Origin of the sequence: Variovorax sp. Sphag1AA (assembly GCF_014192575.1) — a bacterium.
Classification (GTDB): domain Bacteria; phylum Pseudomonadota; class Gammaproteobacteria; order Burkholderiales; family Burkholderiaceae_C; genus Variovorax.
On record NZ_JACHYC010000001.1, the window covers coordinates 351,764 to 371,771 of the forward strand.

Annotated in this window: 16 protein-coding genes, 1 tRNA gene and 1 riboswitch; of the genes, 9 read left to right on the forward strand and 8 right to left on the reverse strand. The window is 64.2% G+C overall.

The genetic code is table 11. The annotated features are described in order from the left end of the window. The first annotated feature begins 34 nt into the window (after window positions 1-34). On the forward strand, window positions 35-760 hold the full coding sequence (locus tag FHW64_RS01815; RefSeq protein WP_184522521.1) for a GspH/FimT family pseudopilin: 726 nt from the start codon (window positions 35-37) through the stop codon (window positions 758-760). Window positions 761-778: 18 nt separating this feature from the next. Here the strand turns inward: FHW64_RS01815 and nrdR are convergent, their stop codons facing one another. The 3 genes from nrdR to FHW64_RS01830 all read right to left on the reverse strand — a co-directional run bounded on the left by nrdR (window position 779) and on the right by FHW64_RS01830 (window position 3,583). After that, window positions 779-1,222 (reverse strand): transcriptional regulator NrdR, encoded by a 444-nt coding sequence (gene nrdR / locus FHW64_RS01820; RefSeq protein WP_184522523.1) that lies wholly within the window; start codon window positions 1,220-1,222, stop codon window positions 779-781. 66 nt (window positions 1,223-1,288) lie between these two features. Continuing rightward, complete coding sequence (glyA, locus tag FHW64_RS01825) at window positions 1,289-2,533, reverse strand: serine hydroxymethyltransferase (protein WP_184522525.1); 1,245 nt, start codon at window positions 2,531-2,533, stop codon at window positions 1,289-1,291. A gap of 40 nt (window positions 2,534-2,573) precedes the next feature. After that, a riboswitch (ZMP/ZTP riboswitch) is annotated at window positions 2,574-2,700 on the reverse strand. Between the two features lie 40 nt (window positions 2,701-2,740). Continuing rightward, window positions 2,741-3,583 carry a lytic transglycosylase domain-containing protein gene (locus FHW64_RS01830; protein WP_184522527.1) on the reverse strand — a complete coding sequence of 281 codons (843 nt, stop codon included), beginning with the start codon at window positions 3,581-3,583 and terminating at the stop codon, window positions 2,741-2,743. A 598-nt stretch (window positions 3,584-4,181) separates the two neighbouring features. Between FHW64_RS01830 and FHW64_RS01835 the strand changes: the two genes are divergently transcribed. Together FHW64_RS01835 and FHW64_RS01840 are read left to right on the forward strand one after the other, a co-directional pair. Further along, complete coding sequence (locus tag FHW64_RS01835) at window positions 4,182-8,006, forward strand: DUF748 domain-containing protein (RefSeq protein ID WP_184522529.1); 3,825 nt, start codon at window positions 4,182-4,184, stop codon at window positions 8,004-8,006. 92 nt (window positions 8,007-8,098) lie between these two features. After that, entirely contained in the window at window positions 8,099-10,906 is a 2,808-nt protein-coding gene (locus FHW64_RS01840; protein ID WP_184522531.1) for a DUF349 domain-containing protein, read from the forward strand. Between the two features lie 18 nt (window positions 10,907-10,924). Here FHW64_RS01840 and FHW64_RS01845 read toward each other — a convergent pair whose 3' ends face one another. The 5 genes from FHW64_RS01845 to FHW64_RS01865 all read right to left on the reverse strand — a co-directional run bounded on the left by FHW64_RS01845 (window position 10,925) and on the right by FHW64_RS01865 (window position 14,240). Next, window positions 10,925-11,719: a zinc-dependent peptidase gene (locus FHW64_RS01845; protein ID WP_184522533.1), complete on the reverse strand. Its 795-nt coding sequence runs from the start codon at window positions 11,717-11,719 to the stop codon at window positions 10,925-10,927. After that, entirely contained in the window at window positions 11,719-12,480 is a 762-nt protein-coding gene (locus FHW64_RS01850) for a UDP-2,3-diacylglucosamine diphosphatase (protein ID WP_184522536.1), read from the reverse strand. The genes FHW64_RS01845 and FHW64_RS01850 overlap by 1 nt, the downstream gene beginning before the upstream one ends. Window positions 12,481-12,488: 8 nt before the next feature. Continuing rightward, window positions 12,489-12,998 (reverse strand): peptidylprolyl isomerase, encoded by a 510-nt coding sequence (locus FHW64_RS01855; protein ID WP_184522538.1) that lies wholly within the window; start codon window positions 12,996-12,998, stop codon window positions 12,489-12,491. A 15-nt stretch (window positions 12,999-13,013) separates the two neighbouring features. Continuing rightward, on the reverse strand, window positions 13,014-13,550 hold the full coding sequence (locus tag FHW64_RS01860; RefSeq protein ID WP_184524181.1) for a peptidylprolyl isomerase: 537 nt from the start codon (window positions 13,548-13,550) through the stop codon (window positions 13,014-13,016). Window positions 13,551-13,658: 108 nt separating this feature from the next. Beyond that, a complete protein-coding gene (locus FHW64_RS01865; RefSeq protein ID WP_184522540.1) occupies window positions 13,659-14,240 on the reverse strand; it encodes a tetratricopeptide repeat protein in 582 nt (193 codons plus the stop codon). Window positions 14,241-14,431: 191 nt separating this feature from the next. Here FHW64_RS01865 and cysS point away from each other — a divergent pair, with 191 nt between their 5' ends. The 6 genes from cysS to FHW64_RS01895 all read left to right on the forward strand — a co-directional run bounded on the left by cysS (window position 14,432) and on the right by FHW64_RS01895 (window position 19,914). After that, a complete protein-coding gene (cysS, locus tag FHW64_RS01870) occupies window positions 14,432-15,808 on the forward strand; it encodes a cysteine--tRNA ligase (protein WP_184522542.1) in 1,377 nt (458 codons plus the stop codon). A gap of 14 nt (window positions 15,809-15,822) precedes the next feature. Next, the gene (locus tag FHW64_RS01875; protein ID WP_184522544.1) at window positions 15,823-16,473 is read left to right on the forward strand and encodes a DNA-3-methyladenine glycosylase; all 651 of its coding nucleotides are present in this window, start codon (window positions 15,823-15,825) and stop codon (window positions 16,471-16,473) included. Window positions 16,474-16,489: 16 nt separating this feature from the next. Further along, entirely contained in the window at window positions 16,490-17,470 is a 981-nt protein-coding gene (locus tag FHW64_RS01880) for an acetyl-CoA carboxylase carboxyltransferase subunit alpha (RefSeq protein WP_184522546.1), read from the forward strand. Between the two features lie 39 nt (window positions 17,471-17,509). Next, on the forward strand, window positions 17,510-18,460 hold the full coding sequence (tilS, locus tag FHW64_RS01885; protein WP_184522547.1) for a tRNA lysidine(34) synthetase TilS: 951 nt from the start codon (window positions 17,510-17,512) through the stop codon (window positions 18,458-18,460). A gap of 69 nt (window positions 18,461-18,529) precedes the next feature. Beyond that, window positions 18,530-19,798, forward strand: coding sequence for an aspartate kinase (locus tag FHW64_RS01890; protein WP_184522549.1), 1,269 nt, complete (start codon window positions 18,530-18,532; stop codon window positions 19,796-19,798). Between the two features lie 23 nt (window positions 19,799-19,821). Next, a tRNA-Ser gene (locus FHW64_RS01895) sits at window positions 19,822-19,914 on the forward strand. Window positions 19,915-20,008 lie beyond the last annotated feature (94 nt).

Consider the following 20,008-nt stretch of genomic DNA (forward strand, 5'->3'; position numbering starts at 1 on the left):
GTGGTCCTCACGGCGCTCCAATGAGGCTTGGCAATTGGAAAGTAACTACTACAAGATCGTCCTGCCGAATCCCGCCGACGCAACGTTGGTGAATGCATTGGGTCCGGTGGGTGACTACAGTTCATCAGACAACTGGACCCGTCTGCTCTACGCCGGAGACACACAGGGGAATCTCTGGAAGTTCGACTTCACGAAGGATGCCCCATGGAAGGCATCGGCGGAAACCAACAGCGCGTTGGGACTGAGTGGCTTCACGCTGATCGAAATGATGGTGGTGGTTGCGCTCGTCGCCATCCTCGGGACGATTGCTGTCCCAGGCTTTCGCGACCTGCTTCTCAATCAACGCCTCGCATCGAACACCAGCGACTTTGTCGCTGCATTGAGCCTCGCCCGGGCCGAGGCTATGAAGCGTTCGCAGAAAGTGGCGCTTGAGCCGATTGACGATGATTGGTCGAACGGGTGGGAGGTGGCGATGACGGTGGGCAATGAACGAGAAGTGCTGCGCACATTCGACGGATTGCGGACGGGCGTTGTCGTCGACACTTCCTCGACCACCGGAGGACTCAAACAGGCGCTCGCTTACGACGCGAATGGATTCCTTTCGAGCAAGGCTGCCGGATGTCTGACGCTCAAGGCCGAAACAGGGCGGCGCAGTTCTATTGTTCTCGCGATGTCCGGTCGACCCAAGCTCTGCGATCCAGATAAGAGTGGCGACTGTGCCTCGTCAGGCTCGACAACGTGCAGGGCGGTAGCGAGTTGAGGGCCCAGTGATGCGCGCTCAGATATCCCTTAGCAGCTGCCTGAACTCATCCACGTCCTCGAAGCTGCGGTAGACCGAGGCAAAGCGGACGTAGGCCACTTTGTCGAGCTTCTTGAGTTCGCGCATGACCAGTTCGCCAACCTTGGTCGATTCGATTTCGCGAAGGCCGCTCGACAGTAGCTTCTGTTCGATGCGCAGCAGGGCGTTGTCGATCTGCTCGATGCTGACCGGCCGCTTGCGCAGCGCCAGCATCATCGACGCTCGGACCTTGCCGGGGGTGAAGTCGGCACGGCTGCCATCCTTCTTGACCACGACCGGGAAATTGACGTCGGGCCGTTCGTAAGTGGTGAAGCGCTTGTCGCATGCGCCGCACTGCCGCCGGCGGCGGACGAAGTCGCCGTCCTCCGAAACGCGGGTCTCGACGACCTGCGTTTCGAGGTGGCCGCAGAAGGGGCACTTCATGCGGCATCTCCGCTCAGCGCCAGACCATGCCTCTGACGTGCGGGGCTGAGCATCGGAATCACCGGATCAGCGGTAGACAGGGAAACGGCTGGTCAGCGCGTTCACCTTGGCGCGGACCGCCTCGATGTTGGCCGCGTCGCGCGGGTTGTCGAGCACGTCGGCGATCAGGTTGGCGGTCAGGCGGGCTTCTTCTTCCTTGAAGCCGCGCGTCGTCATCGCCGGCGTACCGATGCGGACGCCGCTGGTGACCATCGGCTTTTCCGGATCGTTCGGGATCGCGTTCTTGTTGATCGTCATGTGAGCATCGCCCAGCACCGCTTCGGCTTCCTTGCCGGTGATGCCCTTGGCTCGCAGGTCGACGAGCATGACGTGGCTTTCGGTGCGGCCGCTCACGATGCGCAGACCGCGCTGTGTGAGCGTCTCGGCGACGACCTGCGCGTTCTTGACCACCTGTTGCTGGTAGGTCTTGAACTCGGGAGAAAGCGCTTCCTTGAACGCGACGGCCTTGGCGGCGATCACGTGCATCAGCGGACCACCCTGCAGACCCGGGAAGATCGCACTGTTGATGGCCTTCTCATGCTGCGACTTCATCAGGATGATGCCGCCACGTGGGCCGCGCAGGCTCTTGTGCGTGGTTGACGTCACCACGTCTGCGTGAGGAACCGGGTTGGGGTAGACGCCTGCCGCCACGAGGCCGGCGTAGTGCGCGATGTCGACCATGAAGATGGCGCCGATTTCCTTGGCGATCTTGGCGAAGCGCTCGAAGTCGATGCGAAGCGAGTAGGCCGAAGCGCCCGCGATGATCAGCTTGGGCAGATGCTCGCGCGCCTTGCGCTCCATCGCGTCGTAGTCGATCTCTTCCTTGGCGTCGAGGCCGTAGCTCACGACGTTGAACCACTTGCCGCTCATGTTCAGCGGCATGCCGTGGGTCAGGTGGCCGCCTTCGGCGAGGCTCATGCCCATGATGGTGTCACCGGGCTTCAGGAAGGCGAGCATCACGGCTTCGTTGGCGGAAGCGCCGCAATGCGGCTGCACGTTGGCTGCATCGGCGCCGAAGAGTTGCTTGACGCGATCGATTGCCAGTTGCTCGGCAACATCGACGTTTTCGCAGCCGCCGTAGTAGCGCTTGCCCGGGTAGCCTTCGGCGTACTTGTTGGTGAGTTGCGAGCCCTGCGCGGCCATGACGGCGGGCGAGGCGTAGTTTTCGCTCGCGATGAGCTCGATGTGGTGTTCCTGGCGGGCGTTCTCGGCCTGAATGGCGGCCCAGATTTCAGGATCGGTCTGTTCGACCAGGTTGTTGCGGTGGTACATGGCAGTCCTTCAAGACGGTGGGCCTTGTTCTTAACCAAACAAGGGCTGCCCAGGCGAACGGCTGAACACCTGCTCAAGGTGCAGGCAGCACGCTCCCCAGTGGTAGTCCACGTCAGCGCAGCGCACCTGAAAAAGTGCAGCGCCTATCGCCAGTCGCGTGCTCGCCGAGTGTAGCTGACGGCGATGGCGGCCGTGTCGAATAAAGGCCTAATCCCCGACCATCGCGATACGTTCCGATGCAGACTCCGGCTGCTTGGTCGGCGCGGGGCTCACGACTGGAACGGGGGCCTGACGCGGGGCCGGCGTCGGCGCATTGACGGCCGGCGGACGTCCGGCGACGACCTGGCGCAGGCGCTCGTGCTCGGCGAGAACCTTGGAGGCGTAGCCGCCGTCGTCTGCAAGATTGGCAGCGCCGACGTAGAAACGCAGGCCGCCTTCGAGCGAGCCGGCACGTGCGATGCACTCCTGTAGCACCTTGACGCCGACCCGCATGTTGGTGACCGGGTCGAAAGCGGTGAGCGTGCCGCCAGCGCTTTCATACTTTTCGCCATGGACACGTGTCATGACCTGCATCAGACCCTGGGCTCCGACCTGGCTCTGGGCGAACGGGTTGAAGCTGGATTCCACGGCCATGATCGCCAGGATCAGCGTTGGGTCGAGCTTGGTGCGCTTTCCGAGATCAAATGCTTCGGACACTAGTACGGCCAACGGTTCGGCGGCGACGCGATATTTCTTGCTCAGCCAGTAGGCGACAGCCGCCTGCTGCTTCGGCAACTCATGCGGGCTGGCCGCGGTGGTTCGCTCGATAGCAGTTGGTTCGAGTTCGAAGTCGCTGGGCACCGGCGCCGGCTTGCGGGACTGGAGCCAGCCCATGAGCTGATCTTCGCCAGATTGGCGAAGATCCGGCCGGGCAACCAGCGCGAGCGCCGCAAAGACGATCGCCAACCCAACGAGAGCAAAGCCGTTGTGGGTGATTTCAAAGAAGCCGTCGACCACATCGGACATGAAAGTCCGTAGCCCTCGGGCTGTGGCATCAAGCGCCTGCTTCATCGCGTTTCCTTTCTATGCGGGACCTTGTTCGCAACGCCACGAGGGCGAAGAAGAACGCAGCAGCGCCTGGATTGGTACGTAATCAGGTCCGCGCGAGGAGGGGAGGGAGCGCGGCCACCTGATCAAGCCGATGCATATCGGCAGCGGATTAGGGGGTGAGTCCGGACGATCTGGCGGTCCGGGGTGGCGGCATTCTAGGAGCCGCTAAATACCCGGTCAAGAATAAGGACTGGGCTTGTTATTCTAATTTCGAGTGTAAAAAATGTGAGGATTAGTTCGCGAATCGGTCCCCCCGGGCCGATTGAAAACCTCATTTTGAAATCTTTCCGGTACAGGCCTACGCTGTAAGTGCCTCGATTTTGTAGGCGCTTCACCAAGGTCCGGTAACCCGAGGAGCAATCCGACGGTTCAGCGACTGCGGCCCAACGGTGGCAATCTCTTGCTGCCAGCCTGACCGGAACAAATCACCTTCCGGTCGCGCGAAAAGATGGCATGGGCGTTGCGTCCGCCATCGAGCCCGGTGGCATGACGTTTCGTCCCGCCACCGGGCTTTCTCGTTTCTGGGAAGGCGAGGTCGTTTGGGGCACACTCCCGGGCGATGAAAGCAGGTGAGTTGAAACAGAACAAATGGGTGCGGCGCGGCGTGGTCGCGTTGCTGGTCATACTGGCCGTGTGGCTGCTCGCGTGGCTCGCGGTGCCGCCGATTGCCAAGGGCCAGATCCAGCGAATCGCGAGTGACAAACTGGGTCGGCAGGTCACGGTCGGCAAGATCGACTTCAAGCCCTGGACCCTCGAACTCACTGTGCATGACCTGCAGATCGCCACGGCCGACGGCAAGCAGGCGCAGGTGGCGGTCAATCGGATCTATCTCGATGCCGAGTTGCAATCGATCCTCCGGCTTGCGCCTGTGGTGGATGCGGTGTCGATCGATTCGCCGGCCATCCTTCTCACGCACCTGAGCGACGGCAAGTACGACATCGACGACATCCTCGCAAAGCTCGCGCCCAAGCCGGATGCGCCCAAGGGGGAGCCGCCGCGCTTCGCGATCTACAACATCGGCATTTCGAACGGTTCGTTCACCTTTGATGACCAGACGGTCAAGCGGCGGCATGAGTTGCGCAACCTCGAACTGGCCGTGCCGTTCCTGAGCAACTTGGCCTCCAAGCGGGACATTACGACCGAGCCGAAGCTGGCGTTCGTCCTGAATGGCAGCAAATTCGACTCGGCAGCGTCGTCGACCCCTTTCGCCGAGAGTCACAAGACCGATGCCCAGATCAAGTTCGAAGGGCTCGATCTCGTGCCTTATCTGGGCTACATCCCCGGGGGGCTGCCGGTGTCGCTGCAGGCTGGCAAGCTCGACGCGGACATCCGGATCGATTTCGCGCAGGCCGCGGCACCAGCGCTGAAGATCACAGGCACCGTGGCGGCAAACGGCATCAAGGTCGCCGACGGTCGGGGCAAGGACCTGCTTGGCTTCGAGTCGCTCAAGGTGGCGCTGGCGGATGTGCGGCCCCTGGAGCGGGTGGTGCATCTGAGCGAGGTGGCGTTGGCCGCCCCGCAATTGGTGGTGGCGCGCGACGAAGCCGGCAAGTTGAACCTTCTGGCGACCGATCCCGCGACCGGCGCCAAGGAAAAGGTCGCCACCGTTCCGGCGCCCGAACCCAACGGCGACGCTGCCGCCAAGCCGGCCGAACCTCCGGGTTGGCATCTGCAGGTCGACAAGGTCGCATTGACCGGTGGCCACATCGGATGGCGCGACCAGACCACGAAGCCAGCCGCGGAAATCGACGCGAAGGACTTGGCCATCGAAGTGAATTCGGTTGCCTGGCCCATTGAAAAGCCGGCGACCTTCAATGGATCGACCACTGTTGCTGGCGCGACCATCAAGTTCGAAGGTCAGGGGACGGACAAGGAGGCGCAGGTGCAGACGGAAGTCGGCGCGCTGCCGCTGTCCATTGCGGCACCGTACCTTGCGCAGAGTCTGGAGCCGACGTTGGACGGCAAGCTCAGCGGCCAGATCGACGTGGCGTGGACCAAGCCCGACCTGAAGCTCAAGGCGCGCAGCGTCGTCGCCGAAGATCTCGCGCTCACTCAGGAGAAGACCGCGGTTGCAAGCGTCGGCAAATTCGAGCTTCGCGACGCCGATGTCGACATGACCAAGCACACGCTGGCGATCGGCTCCTTCGCAGCCACGAGCCCGAAGGTGCGGGTGGAGCGTGACAAGGAAAAGCGCTGGATGTTCGAGCGCTGGCTCAAGGTTCCCGCCGGCAACGGCGGCGACAGTGCCGCGAAAGAGGCCAAGATTGCGGCGCCGAAGGACCCAAAGGCATCCGAAGCGCCGTCTCCGGCGGCCAATACCAAGCCGTGGGAGCTCACGATCGCCGAGGTTTCGGTCGACAACGGTGCGCTTGCTTATGCCGACAACGCCAGCGACACGCCGGTGGCCTTTGAAATCAGCGCGCTGAAGGTCAACGCCCAGAAGATCGCTCCGAACACCGCCACCGTTTCGCCGCTCAAGGTCTCGGGCCGTATCGCCGCGGGTCGCGCCGAGCCGGGGCGATTCGAATACGACGGCAACCTGGCCCTCAAGCCGCTTGCCGCCGAAGGCAAGGTGAATGTCGCGTCGCTGCCGGCGCACGTCTTCAAGGCGTACTACGCCGATGCGCTCAACATCGACATCCGGCGCGCCTTCGCGAGCTACCGGGGAACCGTCAAATATGCATCCACGCCCGCGGGCATGAGCGTGCGGCTGGCGGGCGACACCGCCGTCGACGACTTCCGCGCCAACAGCGTGATCCTCACGCAGACGCAGGGGAGCTCTGGGAATCGGCAGCTCCTGAGCTGGAAGACGCTGGGGCTGCGCGGGGTGCAGGTCAACATGGTGCCGGGCGCACCGCTGAACCTCGACGTCCGTGAAACGACCCTGACTGACTTCTTCGCCCGGATCATCATCGACCCGACCGGCAAGCTGAACCTCTTGTATCTGGTCAAGCAGCCGGGGCAACCGGGGCAGCCAGCAACGCCGGATGCATCGGCGCCAGCGCCCGAGGTCACGAGCAAGCGCAGCCTGGGTGGGACGACCACGACCACCAACGCTGGCCGCCGCGCGGCCCGTTCACGCACCGCGGTGGCCGAGGCTCCTCCCGCGGAACTGATGGTGGGTGGGGCCGCGCCAGCCGCGGCACCCGCTGCTGCAGCGCCTGCGCCTGCGGCGCCGCCCAATCCGATGGCGCCGGTCATCAACTTCGGCCCAATGGCCCTGGTGAATGGCCGGATCGATTTCTCCGACCTGTTCATCAAGCCGAACTATTCGGCGGATCTCACCGAACTGACCGGACGGCTGAGCGCCTTTTCCTCCAAGCCGGCAGGCGACAAGCCGGCGCTGGCTGACCTCGAACTGCGCGGCAAGGCCCAGCAGACCGCCTCGCTCGAGATCACCGGCCGTCTCAATCCGCTGGTCAAGCCGCTCGAGCTCGACATCACGGCAAAGATGCGCGAGCTCGATCTGCCGCCGCTGTCGCCGTACTCGATCCGTTTTGCCGGCCATGGCATCGAGCGCGGCAAGCTGAGCATGGACGTCAACTACAAGATCGCGCCTGACGGTTCGCTCACCGCGTCCAACCGGCTGATCCTGAATCAGCTCCAGTTTGGCGAGCAAGTGGAAGGAGCGCCCGCGAGCCTGCCAGTGCGGCTCGCCGTCGCCTTGCTGGCGGACCGGAACGGCGTGATCGACGTGGATCTGCCGTTGCGTGGTTCGATCAACGACCCCGAGTTCAGCGTCGGGCCGCTGATCCTCAAGGCCATCGTGAACCTGATTGCGAAGGCCGCCACGGCACCGTTCGCACTGCTGACAGGCGGTGGCGGAGGCGGGGAGTCGAGCGCCATCACTTTCGCGCCGGGCAGCACTGAACTCTCCGACGAGGCCAAGCAGAGTCTCGACAAGGTCGCGAAAGCCATCATCGACCGACCGGGGCTGCAGATGACGGTTGTCGGCACGGCCAGTCTCGAACAGGAGCGCGAGGGCTACCAGCGCCAGCGCGTGCGTCAGCTCGCACAGGCGGAAAAACGCCGGGCCGCCGTGCGCGCCGGCCAGAACGCGGCGGATGTCGATGCGCTCAGCGATTCCGAATATCCGGATCTCCTGGCCGCGGCCTACAAACGCTCGGACGTCACCAAGCCACGCAACATGGTGGGCCTTGCCAAGGATCTGCCGCAGCAGGACATGGAGAATCTACTGGCGGCCAGCATCCCCGTCGACGAGGAGTCGATGCGTCAGCTCGCGGTGGCGCGTGGCGCCGCGGTGCGCGACTACCTGCTCGAGCAGAAGGTGCCAAGCGAGCGCCTTTTCCTCGGCGCGGTGCGCACCAAGGCCGAAGGCGACAATTGGAAACCCAGTGCCGAGCTGAAACTCGCGACCCGTTGAGCCGGGTGGCGACAAGTCGGTGAAAATGCTGGGGTGCGCCGGCAATTGCCGGCGCCTTCGCTTTTCTTCTACAGATAACGATTCTTCGCGCAGTGACTTCAACTTCTTCCAAGCCTCACGACATCCAGTCCCTCGACACGCTGACCGGTGGTGCGTTCACCGCGCCGACCTCGGGCGAGCGTGCGCAGCGCATCCGTGATTGGCTCGCAGGCAATCCGTCGGCTGAGCAGATGCAGGACGTCTTCAAGGAACTGAGCGGTCGCGACAAGGGTGCTGCCCGGTTGCTGCGCGAGAAGCTCGACGAACTCAAGCGCGCGAAGGGACAAGAGGCCATCGCCGCCGAATGGACACAGAAGGCCGAAGTGCTCCTCGCACAGCCCAAGCTCAACATTGCCGATGCCCTCGCATGGCAGCGCGACGCAGCAAAGGCCGGTGCGCCTCTGTCGCGCGAACCGCTCGCTGGCATCAAGACACGTCTGGCCGAGCGGGTGAAGGGCATCGAGGACCTGCAACACCGCGCCCAGGTGCATCGCGAGGCGGCGGTGCTGCTCGCACAGCGATTCGAAGTGCTGTCGACCAAGAGCTGGCGCGACGCGCAGGCGGCCGAAGAGGCCCTGCGTTCCGACGTCGCGCATTGGCAGCAGCAGGCGGCGGAGATCGCGGCCGATGGCAACTGGAACAGCCTCGACGTCAAGTTCGCGCCGCAACTCGAATCGTCCAAGGCACAACTTCTGGTTGTTTCCGATGCATTCCACGGCGCTTTGGCACAGGCCCAGGCCGCGGCTGCCGATCCTGCCGCGCCGCTGCCGCCGGTGCCGGTGTGGGCCGACGAATTGCGCGTGGCCCGCGGCGGTGTTCCTGAAGCGGTCGCACCCCCTGCGGCGAAGCCCGCCGGGCCCAAGGTCGACCCCGAAAAGCGTGCTGCAGCCCATAGTGCCGTGGAGGCCGCGCTTCTCAAGCTCGAGCAGGAAACCGCGCAAGGGCATGGCAAGGCAAGCGCCGGTGCGGCGGCAGCACTGCGCGCGGTGCTCAAGGAACACGGTCGCTTGGTCGACGCGGCGCTCGAAGCGCGCGTGCACGCCGCCCTGGTTGCTGCGGGCGAGCTCGAAGGCTGGCAACGCTGGAGCGCCGACAAGGTTCGTGAAGAACTCGTTGCCAAGGCCGAGGGCTTGCTCAAGCGCCCCGAAGGCCAGGCGCTGGGCGGCAGGAAGATGCAGGAAACCCTCCGCGCCTTGCGCGAGCAGTGGAAACAGTCCGATCAGGGCGGGGTGCCGAATCATGCACTCTGGAAGCGCTTCGACGAGGCCTGCAACGAGGCCCACAAGGTGGTCGAGGCGTGGCTCGAAAAGGTTCGCGCGGATGCCGCGGAGCACCGTGCGCATCGTGTTGCATTGATTGAAGAAGTGAAGGCCTGGGTGGCCGAGCACGCGAACGGGGCGGACCTGAAGGCCATCAATCGCGCGCTGCATCAGTTCGCCGATCGCTGGCGTGACGCAGGCCACGTCGGCGAGAAGGTGTTCGCCGAATTGCAGTCCCAGTGGTCCGAGGCTTTCGGTGCGGCGCGTGCGCCGTTCGAAGCACAACAGAAGGCGAGTGTCGAGCGCCGGCAAGCCATGATCGCCGAGGCAACCGAACTCGGCGCGGCGCCCATGTTGCGCATCGACGCGGTCAAGTCGCTTCAGCAGCGCTGGCAGGCCGAGGCGCAGTCGGTTCCGCTCGATCGCCGGCAAGAGCAAAAACTGTGGGACGCGTTCCGCGCGCCCATCGACGAAGCTTTCAATCGCAAGACCGCCGAGCGCGAGAAGGCGTCTGCGGCGATGAATGCGCATGACCGCAGCGTGCTCGATGCGTCGAAGGCGCTCGAAGCCGCCAGTGCCACTGGCGATGCGCAAAAGATCCGTGCCGCCATCGCCCAGCTGGAGTCTGCGATGCGCAATCAGGCGTCCGTCGAAGCCGCACCTGCGGCAGTCGCCGCCGATGGCCCGGCAGTCGGTGCGACCGAAGTCGTGGCCCCGGGGCAGGCGGCCGCCGAGTTCAGCGAAAGTGCGGGGCAATCGCCCTCGCCGGAAGATGCGGACGCGCAGCCTGCGCCAACGCAGGCAGACGCTCCCACGCCGGCCGCCGATCTGGTGGCACCCGCGGATGGTGCAGATCCTTCCGCGCGCAGTGATGCCGAGGCCGAGCCGGTCGCGGCGCCACCCAAGCCCGCTCCCAAGCCTGTCGTTGCCGTGCGCGGCGACGACCGCCCTGGCAACAAGAAGGGCGAGCCTGTCCCGGCTGCGCGTGGCGGTCGCTTCGGCGATCGTCGCGATGCCCGCGGCGCGACGGGTGGACGACCGGGCGACCGTGCGCCTCGCGGTGGCGAGCGCGGTGAACGCGGCGCTCCCGGAGGTGGTCGTTTCGGTGACCGTCCGCCGCGCGAAGATCGCGGGCCGCGCCTGGGCGATGCCGCATTCCGTGCGCAGCGTGATGCGCTCGAACGCGCAGACTTTGCGCTGCGTAAGCTGGCAGCGCAGGCGCATGGGGAAGCGCTGACGCAGGTTCTCGGTGCGTGGGAAAAGCGTGATGCGTCCCAACTTCCGAGTGCACAGGAATTGGGTCGCGCAGTGACGCCCGCAGTCCGCAACGTCTGGTCGCAGGCGCTCGTGGCGACGCCGTCCGCGCCCACGGGCGACGCCGCGGAAGCATTGCTGCGCCTCGAAATGGCAGCGGAAGTGCCGACCCCGGCCGAGCAACTCGAAGCACGCCGCGCGCTGCAGCTCAAGCTGCTGACACGCCGCGGCGATCCGGCACCTGCGCAAACCTGGGGGCAGGATGCTGGCAAGGTTCTGGCGGCACCGCACGATGCGGCTTCGGCGCGGCGGCTGCAGAACGCGCTCAAGGCCCTGCTGCGTAAGTAAGCGCCGCGCCGGCCCGGACTATCGCTTCCCGGGCGGCGTGAAGAACTCGTCGAATAGCAAGACGAGTTCTGCGAAGTCGCTGCGCAGCCTCTCTCGGTTCACGAAGTACGCTTCGCAGGCGACTGCGAAGAACTCGCCGGTCGATTGGGCGCCGTAGGCATCGAGCCACGGCTCTTCGCCGCCGAAGCGCTCGGCGACGATGATTTTTTCGCGGAACGTGTCGTAGGCCGGCTGCATGACCGCGAGCCACGCGGCGCGCGCGTCTCGCGAATTCGAGCTGCCGCGAAAGCCTCGTGGCAGCGGCGGGCAGCCATCTGCCGAGCCGCCGCGCATGTCGATCTTGTGGGCGAATTCGTGGATGACGACGTTGTAGCCCTCGTCGCGCGTGGCGCCGCTGGCGAGTACGTCTTGCCAACTCAGCATCACCGGACCGCGATCCATGGCCTCGCCGGCCACGATTTCTTCGTATTCGTGCACGACGCCTGTCGAATCGACAGTTGTGCGTTGTGCGACCGCTTCGGACGGGTGCACGACCACGCCGACAAAATCGTCGTACCAGTCGAGCCCACCCTTCAGGTGCAGTACCGGCAGGACCGCCTGTGCGGCGATCGCCAGTGCGACCTCGTCGGAGATGACGAAGCCATGCGCGCCGTGGAAGCGCTTGTCGCGTAGAAATTCCGCAGCGAGTTCGCGCAGTCGATCGACATCGGCCGGCGAACGCTCGGCCAGGAAACGATAGCGGGCCAGCGTGGCTTGCCATGCCTCGTCGGGAATGCGAGGCGCCGGGCGCATCCGGCGCAGCCAGGAAAACATCAGCGCAGATCGACGCGCTGAGCGCCGGCGGCGGAGATGCAGAGCAACTGCGCGCGGGGGGGATGAGCAGCGACGTCCCAATCACTCAGCACGATGCGTTCGAGACCGTCGCCCAGGTCGTGCTTCCTGGGCTTGTGGGTATGGCCGTGGACGAGCGCGGTTGCGTGGGCGCGATGCAGCCAGTCGCGCGCGGCATTGGTGTCGACATCAGCCCAGACCATGCCGGGGCTTTGCTTGCGGTCCTCGCTCTGCGCGCGGACCGATCGGGCGAGGGCGCGGCGTTCTTCCATCGGTCGGGCGAGCACCGCCGCTTTCCATTCGGGGGTGCGCACCTGGGCCCGGAAGCGCAGGTACTCGACGTCTTCGAGACACAGGAGATCGCCGTGGCTGAGCAGCCAGCGCCTGTCGTGGAGGACAAGCACCGTCGGGTCGTCGATGAGTGTCATGCCGCATTGCGCCGCGAAGGCGGGGCCGAGCAGGAAGTCCCGGTTGCCGTGCATGAAGAAGACGGGCCGCCGCGCTGTGGCCGTGCGCAGCACGTCGGCGCATTGCGCCTCGAAGCCCGGGAGTGTGGCCGCGTCGTCGCCAATCCAGACTTCGAACAGGTCGCCGAGGATGAAGATCGCGTCGGCTGGCGAGGTTTCGAGATAGCCGCGCCAAGCCTCGAAAGTGGCCTGGTCCGCGGCCTGCAGATGGAGGTCGGAGATGAGATCGACCGTGCGCCAGCTGGCCGGCGCGACGATCTCTGCAAACGCCTCCATGCGCGGGGTCAGGCCTTGACGACGGCCTTTTCAATCACGACGTCCTCGAGCGGCACGTCGTCATGGAAGCCCTTGCGGCCGGTCTTGACCACCTTGATCTTGTCGACGACTTCCTTGCCGTCCACGACCTTGCCGAACACTGCATAGCCCCAACCCTGGGCCGAAGGCGCGGTGTGGTTCAGGAAGCTGTTGTCCGCGACGTTGATGAAGAACTGGGCGGTGGCCGAATGCGGAGCGCTGGTGCGCGCCATGGCGACCGTGTAGTTGTCGTTCTTCAGGCCGTTGTTGGCTTCGTTCTGGATTTCGGCGCCGGTCGGCTTCTGCGACATGCCGGGCTCGAAGCCGCCGCCCTGAACCATGAAGCCGGGGATCACGCGATGGAAGACGGTGTTGTCGTAGTGGCCGTTGTTCACGTAGTTGAGGAAGTTCTCGACCGTCTTCGGGGCCTTGGCCTGGTCGAGTTCGAGCGTGATGACGCCATTGTCCTTGATGTGAAGTTCGACTTGGGGATTGCTCATGAAGGCTCCTTTGAATTACTTGGCCACCACGGTGGCGGATTGAATGGTGATGGTTTCGACCGGAACGTCCTGCATGCCGCCCTTGTTGCCCGTGCGGGCGGCGCGGATTTTGTCGACCACCTCGGTGCCCGAGACCACCTTGCCGAAGACGGTGTAGCCATAGCCGTCGGGCGAGGGCGCGTTGAGGCTGGCGTTGTCCTTCACGTTGATGAAGAACTGCGAGGTGGCTGAGTTCGGATCGGAGGTGCGTGCCATCGCGATCGTGTACTTGTCGTTCTTGAGGCCGTTCTTCGCCTCGAGAGGAATGGGAGGACGCGTGGGCTTCTGCCGGAGCTCGGGCGTGAAGCCGCCGCCTTGGATCATGAAGCCGTCGATGACGCGATGAAAGATCGTGCCGTCGTAGTGCTTGTCATTGACGTACTGGAGGAAGTTCTCGACCGTCTTGGGGGCCTTGTCCGGATAGAGTTCGATCACGATGTCGCCGGCCGAGGTGCCGAGCTTGACGCGAGGTGCAGCCGTCTGCGCCCAGCCGATGGTGCTGGTGCCGGCCATCGCCAGTGTCGTGGCTGCGATCAGCGCCGCGCGGCGCGAAAGGATTCGAAGGGTCACGGGAGGTTCGCTTTCCGAAGATGCGCCGAGGCGCGGTACGACGTGGCCGACTTACTTGCGCACGGGTTTGCGGGCTGCCCCCGTTGCGGGGGGCAGGTCGCCGGAGGTGGGTGCGCTGAACATCTGGCGGATCAGCGCGAGCTTGGGCGGCACGGTGGCGTTGCTGGCCTCCAGTTGCTTGGCGCGGCTGTACGACTCCGCGGCAAGCCGCACGTACACGTCGCCGAGGTTCTCGTGCGCCGTGGCGTAGTCGGGGTTGAGCTTGACGGCCATCTCGAGCGCAGCGCGAGCCTTGTCGAACTGGTTTTGCCCGGCGTAGAGGGCCGCGAGGTTGTTGTAGGGCTCGGGCAGCTCGGGGTAGTCCTGGGTGAGCTGCGTGAATGCGGTGATCGCTTCGGCTTGCTTGCCTTGCTCGGTGAGGATCACGGCGCGCAGAAAGCGCATCTGCGGATCGCGCGGCTTGCCGCTGATGTACGCGTCGGCCTTCGTCAGTGCTTCGTCCGTCTTGCCTTGGCGCAGCAGCGCGTTGACATCGCCGTAGTCGTCCGCATGCGCGGCGCCCATCGCCAGGGCCAGCACAAGGGCAGGGAAAACGCGGAGGAGGGAAGCAGGGGAGAAAGCGGCAAGCTGCATGGAGCCTCGAGATTTTGAAGGGACACAAGCCGCGTAAACACGCGGAAATATCCGTCGGTGGCCGTTTATACTGCGGGGCATTGTAGCCGAGGGGTCATGCCGAACCGCTCGTCTGCGCGGCACTTCCACCCCTGAAAATCAGCTGTCCTTCGCCCGTTTTTGCACGAGCGCGAACTGACGCTCCTAACCTCATGAGTCTTCGCATCTACAACACGCTGTCGCGTGAACTGGAGGATTTTTCTCCGCTGCAACCCGGCCGGGTTCGCATGTACGTGTGCGGAATGACTGTCTATGACTACTGCCACCTGGGCCACGCGCGTTCGATGATCGCGTTCGATGTGGTGCAGCGATGGCTCAAGGCCTCGGGCCTCGCGGTCGACTATGTGCGCAACATCACCGACATCGACGACAAGATCATCCGCCGTGCCGTCGAGAACGGCGAGAGCATCCGTACGCTGACCGATCGAATGATCGGCGCGCTGCACGAAGACGCTGACGCGCTCGGCATCGAAAGGCCCACGCACGAGCCGCGTGCCACGGAGTACGTGCCGCAGATGCTCTCGATGATCGGCACGCTCGAACAGAAGGGCCTGGCCTACCGCGCTCCCAACGGCGATGTGAACTACGCCGTGCGCAAGTTTCCTGGCTACGGCAAGCTCAGCGGCAAGTCGCTCGATGAACTGCACGCCGGCGAGCGCGTCGCGGTGCTCGACGGCAAGGACGATCCGCTGGATCCGGTGCTCTGGAAGAGTGCCAAGCCGACCGAACCAGAAGAGGTCAAGTGGGCCAGTCCGTTCGGCGCAGGGCGGCCCGGCTGGCACATCGAGTGCTCGGCCATGGCCTGCGAGCTGCTGGGTGAAACGCTCGATATCCATGGCGGTGGTGCTGACCTTCAGTTCCCGCATCACGAGAACGAGATCGCCCAGAGCGAAGGTGCCAATGGCAAGCCGCTCGCGCGCTTCTGGATGCACAACGGCTTCATCAACATCGACGACGAGAAGATGTCCAAGAGCCTGGGCAACTTCTTCCTCATTCGCGATGTGCTGAAGGAATTCGACGCCGAGACGATCCGGTTCTTCGTGGTGCGTGCGCACTATCGCAGTCCGCTCAACTACAGCGACGTGCATCTCGGCGATGCGCGAGCATCGCTCAAGCGGCTCTACAACGCGCTGTATCTGGTTCCGCCGGTCAAGGTCGACATCGACTGGGGCAACGACTATGCGTCGCGCTTCAAGGCGGCAATGGACGAGGACTTCGGCACGCCCGAGGCCGTGGCGGTGCTGTTCGACCTGGCCGGTGAAGTCAACCGCACCCGGTCGCCGGAACTCGCCGGACTGCTGAAGGCGCTCGCTGCCTGCCTAGGCATCCTGCAAGCCGACCCGCAGGCGTTCCTGCAGGCCGGCGCGACGCTTGACGATGCGGCAATCCAGGCCCTGATCCAGCAACGTGCGGATGCCAAGGCGGCAAAGAACTTTGCCGAAGCGGATCGCATCCGCAGCGAACTGCTCGCGCAAGGCATCGTGCTGAAGGATTCGCCCACCGGCACCACATGGTCGTCGGCACAGTGAACGCGACGAAGACGATGCCCCCTGCAAAGAAGCCGGCGGTCGAGGTGTTCACGCCCGACTATTGGGAAGAGGCGTGCAAGCACCTGGCCAAGAAAGACCGCGTCATGAAGCGGCTCATTCCGCGTTTCGGCGACGCCTGCCTCGAATCGCGCGGTGACGCATTCACCACGCTGGCGCGCAGCATCGTGGGCCAGCAGATTTCGGTGAAGGCGGCCCAGTCCGTCTGGGACCGTTTTGCGAAGCTGCCTCGCAAGATGGCGCCCGCGAGCGTGCTCAAACTCAAGGTCGACGACATGCGCGCGGCGGGACTTTCCGTTCGCAAGATCGAATATCTCGTCGATCTCGCGCTGCACTTCGATTCGGGTGCGGTTCACGTCGACAAGTGGAAAGACATGTCCGACGAGATGATCATCGAGGAGCTCGTGGCCATCCGCGGCATCGGTCGCTGGACGGCCGAGATGTTCCTGATCTTCCACCTGATGCGCCCCAACGTGCTGCCGCTGGATGACCTCGGGCTCATCAATGGCATCAGCCATAACTATTTTTCGGGCGACCCCGTCAGCCGCAGCGATGCGCGCGAGGTAGCTGTCGCCTGGGCCCCATACTGCAGCGTGGCGACTTGGTATATTTGGCGGTCGCTCGACCCGCTACCGGTCGCATACTGAATAACAGGAGAAGACGTTGGCGAAACGAACCTTTCTCGACTTCGAGCAGCCCGTTGCGGAGCTCGAAAGCAAGATCGAAGAGCTGCGCTATGTGCAGACGGAGTCGGCAGTCGATATCTCGGAAGAAATCGACCAGCTTGGCAAGAAGAGCCTTCAGCTCACCAAGGAAATCTACAGCGACCTGACGCCCTGGCAGATCACCAAGATCGCGCGGCACCCGGAGCGGCCCTACACCCTCGACTACATCAACGAGATCTTCACGGATTTCGTCGAACTGCACGGTGACCGCCACTTTTCGGATGACCTGTCGATCGTCGGCGGCCTCGCGCGATTCAACGGCACGCCCTGCATGGTGTTGGGCCACCAGAAGGGTCGCGACACCAAGGAGCGCACAGCGCGCAACTTCGGCATGAGCAAGCCCGAGGGCTACCGAAAGGCGCTGCGGCTGATGAAGACGGCCGAGAAGTTCAAGCTCCCTGTCTTCACTTTCGTCGACACGCCGGGTGCGTACCCCGGCATCGACGCCGAAGAACGGGGCCAGTCCGAAGCCATCGGCCGCAACATCTTCGAGATGGCGCAGCTCGAGGTGCCGATCATCGTCACCATCATCGGCGAGGGCGGTTCCGGTGGCGCGCTGGCGATCTCGGTGGGCGACCAGGTTCTGATGCTGCAGTACTCCGTGTATTCGGTGATCAGCCCGGAAGGTTGCGCTTCCATCCTCTGGAAGACCAGCGACAAGGCGCAGGAAGCGGCCGATGCGCTGGGTATCACCGCACACCGGCTGAAGGCGCTTGGGCTGGTGGACAAGATCGTCAACGAGCCCGTGGGTGGTTCGCACCGCGATCACCGGCAGATGGCTGCATTCCTGAAGCGCGCGTTGAACGATGCTTTCCGTCAGGTCGGCGATCTGTCGGTCAAGGAATTGCTCGCGCGTCGCTATGACCGGCTCCAGAGCTACGGTCGCTTCGCCGATACCAAGGCCGACAGCGGCAAGTAACGCGCGGCGCGGGCATCGGCCTGCGTCGTGATGTCTCACATGGAAAATCCCGCCGACCATGCACTGGCTTCATGGTCGGCGGTTTTGCCATTGGGCATCGCCTACAGCGGCGGAGCCGATTCGACTGCACTTCTGCATGCCGCGGCAATGCGATGGCCGGGACAGGTTCACGCGCTTCACGTTCACCACGGACTGCAGCGGGCCGCGGATGATTTCGAGGCCCATTGCGCGACGACGTGCGCAATGCTGGACGTGCCGCTGCACGTGGGGCGCGTGGACGCGCGTCACGCGCCCGGCGAAAGCCCTGAGGATGCGGCGCGGCGCGCACGCTACGCGACCCTGGCGGCACTGGCCCAGGCGCACGGATTGCAGCACGTGGTGCTTGCGCAGCATGCCGACGACCAGGTCGAAACGCTGCTCATCGCCCTGAGCCGCGGAGCCGGCGTGGATGGGCTGGCTGGCATGCCAAGCCGCATGGAGCGGCACGGTGTGGTGTTCCACCGCCCGATGCTCGAAGTGCACGCCAGTGCATTGCGTGAGTGGATTGCCGCAGCCGGCGTTCCCCACATCGACGACCCGACCAATGCGGACCTGCGCTATACGCGCAACCGCATCCGCCGCCTCGTGCTGCCGGCGCTCGAGCAGGCGCTGCCGCAGTTCCGGGAGACTTTCGCTCGCTCGGCGCGCAATGCGGCGCGGGCGTCGCGGCTGCTTGCTGAATCCGCAGCGAGCGATCTCGCCGAGGCGGGCTCTCCGCCAAGATTGGCTGTCCTGAGGGCGCTGCCGCGCGAGCGACTGGCGAATCTTCTTCGTCACTGGCTCAAGAGCGAACACGGCGCGGTGCCAAGCGAAGCGCAACTCGAACAACTCCTGGACCAGATCGCCGCCTGCAGTACCCGCGGTCATCGGATCCGCATCAAAGTGGCTTCTGGCCGGGTCGAACGCGAGGGCGACACGCTGCGTTGGTACAATGCTTCGCCCTTGCCGTAGCTCTCTCGGCCTCGCGGCGCACGAATGCCGGCATTGCGGCATGCGAACTCTTCTCTCTTGACTTCACCCATGGCATTGATCGTTCACAAATACGGCGGCACGTCGATGGGCTCGACCGAGCGCATCCGAAATGTCGCCAAGCGGGTCGCCAAATGGGCTCGCGCCGGCCACCAGATGGTCGTGGTCCCGAGTGCCATGAGCGGCGAAACCAATCGCCTGCTCGGGCTCGCCAAGGAACTCGCCTCCGGCACGCCCGACGACGACCACAACCGCGAGCTCGACATGCTCGCTTCGACCGGCGAGCAGGCGTCTTCGGCGCTCCTGGCCATCGCTCTGCAGTCCGAAGGCCTCCAGGCCGTCAGCTATGCAGGCTGGCAAGTCCAGGTCAAGACGGACAGCGCCTTCACCAAGGCACGCATCGAACGCATCGACGACGAGCGCGTGCGCGCCGACCTCGACGCCGGCAAGGTGGTGGTGATCACCGGCTTCCAGGGTGTCGACGATGCCGGCAACATCACGACGCTTGGCCGTGGCGGCAGCGACACCTCGGCTGTGGCGATCGCCGCGGCAATGAAGGCGAACGAGTGCCTCATCTACACCGACGTCGACGGCGTCTACACCACCGACCCGCGGGTGGAACCTGATGCGCGCCGCCTTGCCACGGTGAGCTTTGAGGAAATGCTCGAAATGGCGAGCCTGGGCTCCAAGGTGCTGCAGATCCGTTCGGTCGAGTTTGCCGGCAAGTACAAGGTGCCTCTACGCGTGCTTTCGAGCTTCACGCCCTGGGACATCGATATCAACGAAGAAGCCAAGTCAGGCACGCTGATCACTTTCGAGGAAGACGAAAACATGGAACAAGCCGTCGTATCCGGCATTGCGTTCAACCGCGACGAAGCCAAGATTTCCGTGCTGGGCGTGCCCGACAAGCCGGGCATCGCGTATCACATCCTCGGCGCTGTCGCCGATGCGAACATCGAGGTCGATGTGATCATCCAGAACCTGAGCAAGGACGGTCGCACCGACTTCAGCTTCACGGTTCATCGCAACGACTACGCCAAGGCGGTCGATCTGCTCAAGGCCAAGGTTCTGCCAACCCTGGGCGCGGCAGATATCGTCGGCGACACCAAGATCTGCAAGGTCAGCATCGTGGGTATCGGCATGCGCAGCCATGTCGGCGTGGCGAGCAAGATGTTCCGCGTGCTGAGCGAAGAGGGCATCAACATCCAGATGATTTCCACGAGCGAAATCAAGACCTCGGTCGTGATCGACGAGAAATACATGGAACTCGCCGTCCGCGCGTTGCATAAAGCCTTCGATTTGGATCAATCCGCCTCCTGAAACTGGCATAATGGCGGGCTTAAGGAACTGTGACCGAGTGGCCGAAGGTGCTCCCCTGCTAAGGGAGTATGGGGTGTAGAGCCTCATCGAGGGTTCGAATCCCTCCGGTTCCGCCAAGAACGTGAAACCCCGCTGATCTTCGGATCAGCGGGGTTTTTTGTTTTCGTCGACGGCTATGTCGGCCGCCTTCTCGATAAGCAACTTCGATTC